The organism is Mesorhizobium sp. M7A.F.Ca.AU.002.02.1.1 (assembly GCF_003998535.1).
Taxonomy (GTDB): Bacteria; Pseudomonadota; Alphaproteobacteria; order Rhizobiales; family Rhizobiaceae; genus Mesorhizobium; species Mesorhizobium ciceri.
This window is the reverse complement of the sequence record NZ_RZPB01000367.1, coordinates 1-6,035: the sequence shown is the minus strand read 5'-3', so window position 1 is coordinate 6,035 and position 6,035 is coordinate 1. Positions and strand designations below refer to the sequence as shown.

At 63.5% G+C, this 6,035-nt stretch carries 5 protein-coding genes; 4 read left to right on the top strand and 1 reads right to left on the bottom strand.

Annotated features, from left to right (window positions below):
* Positions 1 to 167: 167 nt before the first annotated feature.
* Both EN879_RS21180 and EN879_RS21175 read left to right on the top strand, forming a co-directional pair.
* The gene (locus EN879_RS21180; RefSeq protein WP_063170673.1) at positions 168 to 1,190 is read left to right on the top strand and encodes an SIS domain-containing protein; all 1,023 of its coding nucleotides are present in this window, start codon (positions 168 to 170) and stop codon (positions 1,188 to 1,190) included.
* A 141-nt stretch (positions 1,191 to 1,331) separates the two neighbouring features.
* On the top strand, positions 1,332 to 2,522 hold the full coding sequence (locus EN879_RS21175; RefSeq protein WP_063170672.1) for an ROK family transcriptional regulator: 1,191 nt from the start codon (positions 1,332 to 1,334) through the stop codon (positions 2,520 to 2,522).
* 416 nt (positions 2,523 to 2,938) lie between these two features.
* Here EN879_RS21175 and EN879_RS21170 read toward each other — a convergent pair whose 3' ends face one another.
* On the bottom strand, positions 2,939 to 3,925 hold the full coding sequence (locus EN879_RS21170) for an aldo/keto reductase (RefSeq protein WP_063170671.1): 987 nt from the start codon (positions 3,923 to 3,925) through the stop codon (positions 2,939 to 2,941).
* Between the two features lie 167 nt (positions 3,926 to 4,092).
* On the opposite strand from EN879_RS21170, the gene EN879_RS21165 reads away from it, so the two are divergent.
* Together EN879_RS21165 and EN879_RS21160 are read left to right on the top strand one after the other, a co-directional pair.
* Complete coding sequence (locus EN879_RS21165; RefSeq protein WP_063170670.1) at positions 4,093 to 5,301, top strand: ABC transporter substrate-binding protein; 1,209 nt, start codon at positions 4,093 to 4,095, stop codon at positions 5,299 to 5,301.
* A gap of 47 nt (positions 5,302 to 5,348) precedes the next feature.
* Positions 5,349 to 6,035, top strand: a 687-nt coding sequence (locus tag EN879_RS21160; RefSeq protein WP_245493846.1) for a branched-chain amino acid ABC transporter permease, incomplete at its 3' end; no start/stop codon positions are given.

Below are 6,035 nucleotides of genomic sequence, written 5' to 3'. Positions count from 1 at the left end.
TCTCGGAGCAGCCGATGTTGATGACGGCATTCGTCGAGGCCATGGCAAAGGTCTCGCCGTCGAGCCAGGTGCTGCTGCTGCGCGAGCCGCCGGTGCTGGGTGCGGTCGCCTTGGCGAGACGACTGCTGGTCGGTCAGGGCCAATCTTCGGGAATTGGAGCGGTTTGAATGATGAAGCGTATCGGCTATCGCCCGGCGGTGGCGCGCCAGACGGAAAGTCTCGAAATCGGCCGGCGTTCGGTGGCCTCGTCGCTTGACGACCTCGATCTCGGCGCTTTTGCCGGCAAGACGATCGGGCTTGCCGGCATCGGCGCCAGCTATCAGGCGGCGCTGGCCGGTGCGCTTTATCTGCGCGCCTCCGGTATCAAGGCTTTTGCCTATACGCCGACCGATCTCTATGGCCGGACGGATGCAGCTGCCGATGCGTTCATCGCGCTGTCGGCCTCCGGGCAGAGCCGCGAAATCTACGACGTCATGCGCGAGGCGTCGGGCGCGCCGCGCCTGGCGGTCTGCCGTGGCAGCGGCAATCCGCTGGCTGATCTGACTGGTGCTGTGCTTGCCACGGATTCTGGCGCCGACAATGGCGCAAGCTCCACCGGCTATACCGGGACCTTGCTGGCGCTCGGCATGCTGATCGACAGGCTCGCCGGCAACAGATTCGACTGGACGACTTTGTCACCTGCAGCCGCCACCGTCCTTTCCGGTGCGCAAAGCGCTGCCGGGCAGGCGGCCCGGCTGCTGCAGGGCAGAACATCCATCGACATCGTCGCCGCCGGTGTCGGCTTCGCCAATGCCGGCGAGGCGGCGATGCTGATACGCGAGGCGGTGCGGGTGCCGGCATCGGGATGGGACACGCTGAACTATCTGCACGGGCCGATGGAATCGCAGGATGCGGCGACCGGACTGATCGCCATCGGCGACGGTCGCGAGGTGAAGATCGCGCAGGATCTTGCGGCGCTGGGCTGCTCCTCGGTGCTGGTGACGCGGCGCAGCGATGTCGCTCCAGCCGACAGGCTGGTGGTGATCTCGATTCCCGCGCTCGGCAACGCCATCGCTGATGCCATACTGGAGATCATCGCCATCCAGCTCATTGTCGGCGACATGCAGGACGCGGCCGGCCTCACCGATATCGTGTTCCGCTACCGCCAGACCGATACCAAGCTGAAGCCGTGGTCGCCGACCGAAGTCTGACGTCCTTGTCCGGACATCGCGGAAATTGCCAAACCGGTCAGCAATGAGGCATTGAGGACAGGATATGGCTTTCGAGTCGGGGCAGCGAATGCGCTTTCGCCGACCGGAGACAGGATTTCAGGCAAAGGTCGAACGGCTGAGATGGCGGCTGCGGAAATCCCCAATCTGACCGACAGCGCCCGGGCGGTGCTGCGCCTGCTTGCCTCGCACGGGCCGGTGACGCGGCCAAAGCTCGGCGCCATGCTCGACCTGTCGAAGCCTACCATGTCGGCGGCGGTGTCGGAGCTGAGCGCGCTCGGCCTCGTCGCCTCGCGTGGGATTGAGCGCGGCGCCATTGGCCGCACGGCGACGATCTACGGCATCGGTCCAGGTGCCGGCTACGCGATCGGCATCGATGTCGGCGCCGCCCAGGTGCGCGCCGTCGCCTATTCGATGGATGCGCAGAAGCTGGCGTCGGCGGAAGAACCCATCCCGGAAGCGATAGCCGGCGACGCCGACGCGGTCGGCGCCGTCGTAGAGTCGGTGGCGCGTGCCACCATGGCCAGGGTCGCCAAGAGTTTTCGCGCGCTGCGCGCCATTGCGGTGGCGGTGCCGCGCATCGTCTCCAACAATCGTTTTGACCGGCCCGGCGGGCCGTCCGCCGTGCTTGGCCTGCTGCGGCGCAGTATCAAAGTGCCGATCATCCTGGAAAATAACGTCAATTGCGCGGCCATCGGCGAGATGCATTTTGGCGCCGCGCAAGGCCACCAGACCTTCGCCTTCCTGCAGGTCGGCGTGCGGGTCGGCCTCGGCTTCATCACCGAGGGGCGTTTGTTTCGCGGCGCCGGTGGTGCGGCCGGCGAAATCGGCCGCATGCCGTTTCCATGGTCGGCCAGCGAGACGCCCTATCGTGAAGGGCTCGAACATTATCTCGGCTCGCGGGCGTTGATCGAGCGCTGCCGTGTCGACTGGCCCGCAGGAGAAGGCGTGCCGCCCGACTCGGCCAAGGATCTTTTTGCACGCGCGCTCGAGGGCTCGCCGCCGGCGGTAGTGGCCGTCGCGCGCCATGGCGCCGATATCGGCAGGCTGGCGGCCGGCTGCATCGGCATGCTCGACCCCGGCCTGATCGTGCTCGGCGGCGGTGTCGGCAGAAACCCGCTGATGACGGAAAACGTCGAACGCGTCGCAGCAGAGCTTGCATGGTCAACACCCATCGCTGTCAGTTCCCTGGGGGATGACGGGACCGCGCTCGGTGCCGTGAAGCTGGCAGTTGATTACACTCTCGGGCTGATGCTGCGCGAAGGGCGTCACCCGGCTGTGGTGCTGCCCCCAGCGTCAAACGTGGAGAGTTAGAGGTGGTGTATTGTGGAGCACAGTATCTCGTCGTCGCTGAGCAGTGACTGCTCTTACCTTGCCAAGGAAGCGCCTGATTGACGAGAGAGAGATTGTGCCATGTGGATTTCGCTCATTACGGACTTCGGGAACGTTCGGGGCAGGGATTCAGGTGGTTGGACCGACCGGCGAGGTCCAGGAACTTGCCGTGATAGTCGCCGTCGACCTCCTGGTTGAGGTGCGGCATCAGCCTCGTTTCAGGCGATCATGAGGTCGGCTTCGAAATCCTGCTCGAGAACTGCATCTGCTCGAGGCCCGAAACGGCATCAGGATTGATTGGGACCGCTTGAGCCCTCTGGTTTCTGAGGCGACGCCTATTTCGTCACATCAGGCTGCCGACGCGTCAATGTGGCGCTCGCGATACCGAGGGATATTGCCTACCAGCGTTGATGCACATGGGGCTTGATGTCCTGGTCGTAGACGTCCCGGATCTTGCCCATGAGTTCATCGGACAGCCGCGGGAGGTCCGCGGCTTCAGCGTTGGAACGGGCCTGTGTGGGATTGCGGGCGCCCGGAATGACGACGCTCACCGCGTCGAACATCAAGATCCAGCGCAGCGCGAATTTCGCCATCGTCGTGTTGCCGGAAACCATCGGTCGGATGCGCTCGACCGCCGCCAGGCCTACCTCATAAGGCACGCCCGAAAACGTCTCGCCGACATCGAAGGCCTCGCCGTTGCGGTTGAACAGGCGGTGGTCGGTGGTCTCGAATTTGGTGTCGGCCTTGAACTTGCCCGACAGCAGGCCGCTGGCCAGGGGCACGCGGGCAATGATGGCCACGTCGTGCTTTTTCGCCTGATCGAAGAACAATTCCGCCGGTCGCTGGCGGAAGGCATTGAAGATGATCTGCACGCTGACGACGCCGGGATATTGCATCGCCTTCAGCGCTTCTTCGACGCGCTCGACGCTGACGCCATAATTGCGGATCTTGCCTTGCTCGACCAGCCGGTCGAGGCGCTCGAACACTTCAGGGTGGTAATAGAGGTCGGTCAGTGGGCAATGCAGTTGCACGAGGTCGAGCGTGTCGGCCTCGAGATATTTGAGGCTGCGGTCGACCCAGTCGGCCAGGTTCTTCTGGTTGAAGCCCTCGACCGTTTGTGACGGCAGCCGCTTTCCGGCCTTGGTGGCGATAAACGGCCGCTCACCGCCCCGTTCCTTCATCACCCTGGCGATCAGCTTCTCCGAGCGGCCATCGCCGTAGACGTCCGCCGTGTCGATGAAGGTGACGCCGGCGTCGAGGGCTGCATGCAAGGCGGCCACCGCGTCGTCGTCATTGACCTCGCCCCAGGCGGCGCCGATCGCCCATGAGCCAAAACCGACTTCGCTGACTGATGTGCCGGTGCGGCCGAATTTCCGTGCTTGCATCTTGCTGTTCCTGACTGCGGCTTTGCCGGCAATTCCGGCTCTGCGATTCTGATTTCGGGGAGCCATGGCAATGCGATTGACATCCCTCTCTGTAAGATTTACCAGATTACAGGGTTGTATGACAACCCTGTAAGACTGCAATCATTTGGAGTCGGGAGGATCTCAAATTGAACACCGTTCTTAAAATGGGCGCGGCCCTGTGCCTTGGCGCGCTAGCTCATCCTGCGTGGGCCGAAGACAACATTGTCAAGATCGGCGTCGTAGCCGCCGAATCCGGCTCGTTCGTCTCCGCCGGCCATACGCTGCCGGCGGGCGTCGGCCTCGCCGTCAAGCAGATCAACGATGCCGGCGGCTTCAAGGTCGGCGGCAAAACCTACAAGCTGGAAATGGTCAAGCGCGATGACCGCACCGATATCGCCACTGCAATCGCCGCCACCCAGGAGCTGGTGCGCGACGTGAAGGTGCAGGCGATCTTCGGCTCGGAAACGCATGACTTCACGCTGGCCATGGCCAAGATCACCCAGCCGGCCAAGATCATCCATTTCGCCGGCAATTCGACGTTGGCGAAAATCTTGACACCGGACTCGGTCAAGCCCGGCGGCGAGGATCACTATCTCTTCCAGTCCGAGCCGCAGGAATTCCAGCGCTCCGGATCGACCGCGCGCGGCGTGCTCACCCTGCTCGAGCCGCTACTTGGCTTCAAGCCGAAAAAGTCAGTGATGATCGTCGGCAACGATGCCACCGGCCAGTTCCTGTCATCCTACTACTACAAGGCATTGAAGGCCGAAGGGCAGGACGTGCCGGACATCATCTTCTATCCGCCTGATACCACCGATTTCTCGCCCTTCCTGACGCGGGCCAAGAGCCTCAATCCGGACATTATCCACTTCTGGTACAATGGCGATTCAACGCTGACGGCGCTGCCGCAGGCGCTCGAACTCGGTGCGGCGAAAAGCTACTTCCTGTTCGGCGTTGACCCCGGCATCTGGAAGGAAAAGCAGCTGTCCGCCGATGTGCCGGTGGCGATGAGCTGTGTCCCGGTGTGCTGGGGCGAGTCCTCGAACCCGAAGGCCAAGGCTTATTTCGACGCCTACTTCGCCGCGGGCGCGCCGCATGGCGTGACCTCGTCGGTGTCGCTGCTCTACCACGATTACGTCCACTTCCTCGTCGAAGCCTGGCAGAAGGCCGACAGTTTCGATCCGGACAAGACGGTCGACGCATTGCTGAGCCTCCACCACCAGGGCGTGGTCTCGGATGATTTGACCTTTAACCAGACCCACCAGGTCACCCACGCGACGGAAGTCTGCGCGGCGGCACCCGGCGGCGCCATCTCCTGCGCCATGCAGCAGCCCCCGGCCGAAGCGCCGAAGAGCTGAAGCTTCATCATACCCGAGTTGGCGGAATCCACCGCCAACTCCCTTTCTTGCAAGACAGGCAGGTCTCGATCGCCGTGGATATCTTCATCCAGCAAATCCTCAACGGCCTTTCCATCGCCAGCGTCATCACGCTCATCGCCATTGGCGTGACGCTGATCTTCGGCCTCACCGGCATCATCAATTTCGCTCATGGCGAATTCCTCATGATCGGCGGCATCGTCACTTGGCTCGCCGTCAGCGCGGGCCTCGGCTTTCCCATAGCGGTGGTGCTGGCCATCCTGGCTGTCGGGCTGATGGGCTATGTGCTCGAGCGCGGCCTGTTCCGCTTCACGCTGGAGCGACCGACCAACGGCTTCATCGTCTCGCTCGGCCTCATCGTCGTCCTGCAGCATGTCGTCGTGCTGTGCTGGAACCCCAACCAGAAAAGCATCCCGCGCCCGCTGACCACGGTGTGGGAGGTCGGCGGTGTACGCATCGCTTCTGTGCGCGTCATGGTCATACTGATCACCATCGCCGTGGTGGCGCTGAGCTTCCGCATGATCACCGCGAGCCGCTACGGCCGTGCCTTGCGGGCCAGCGTCGAGGACCGTGACACCGCCGCTTTGATGGGCATTCCGGTGCGCCGCTACATCACCGGCGTCTTCGTGCTCGGCAGCGCGCTGGCCGGCCTTGGTGGCGCGCTTCTGATCGCGCTGTTCCCGATCACGCCGTTCACCGGCGGCACCATGGTGATG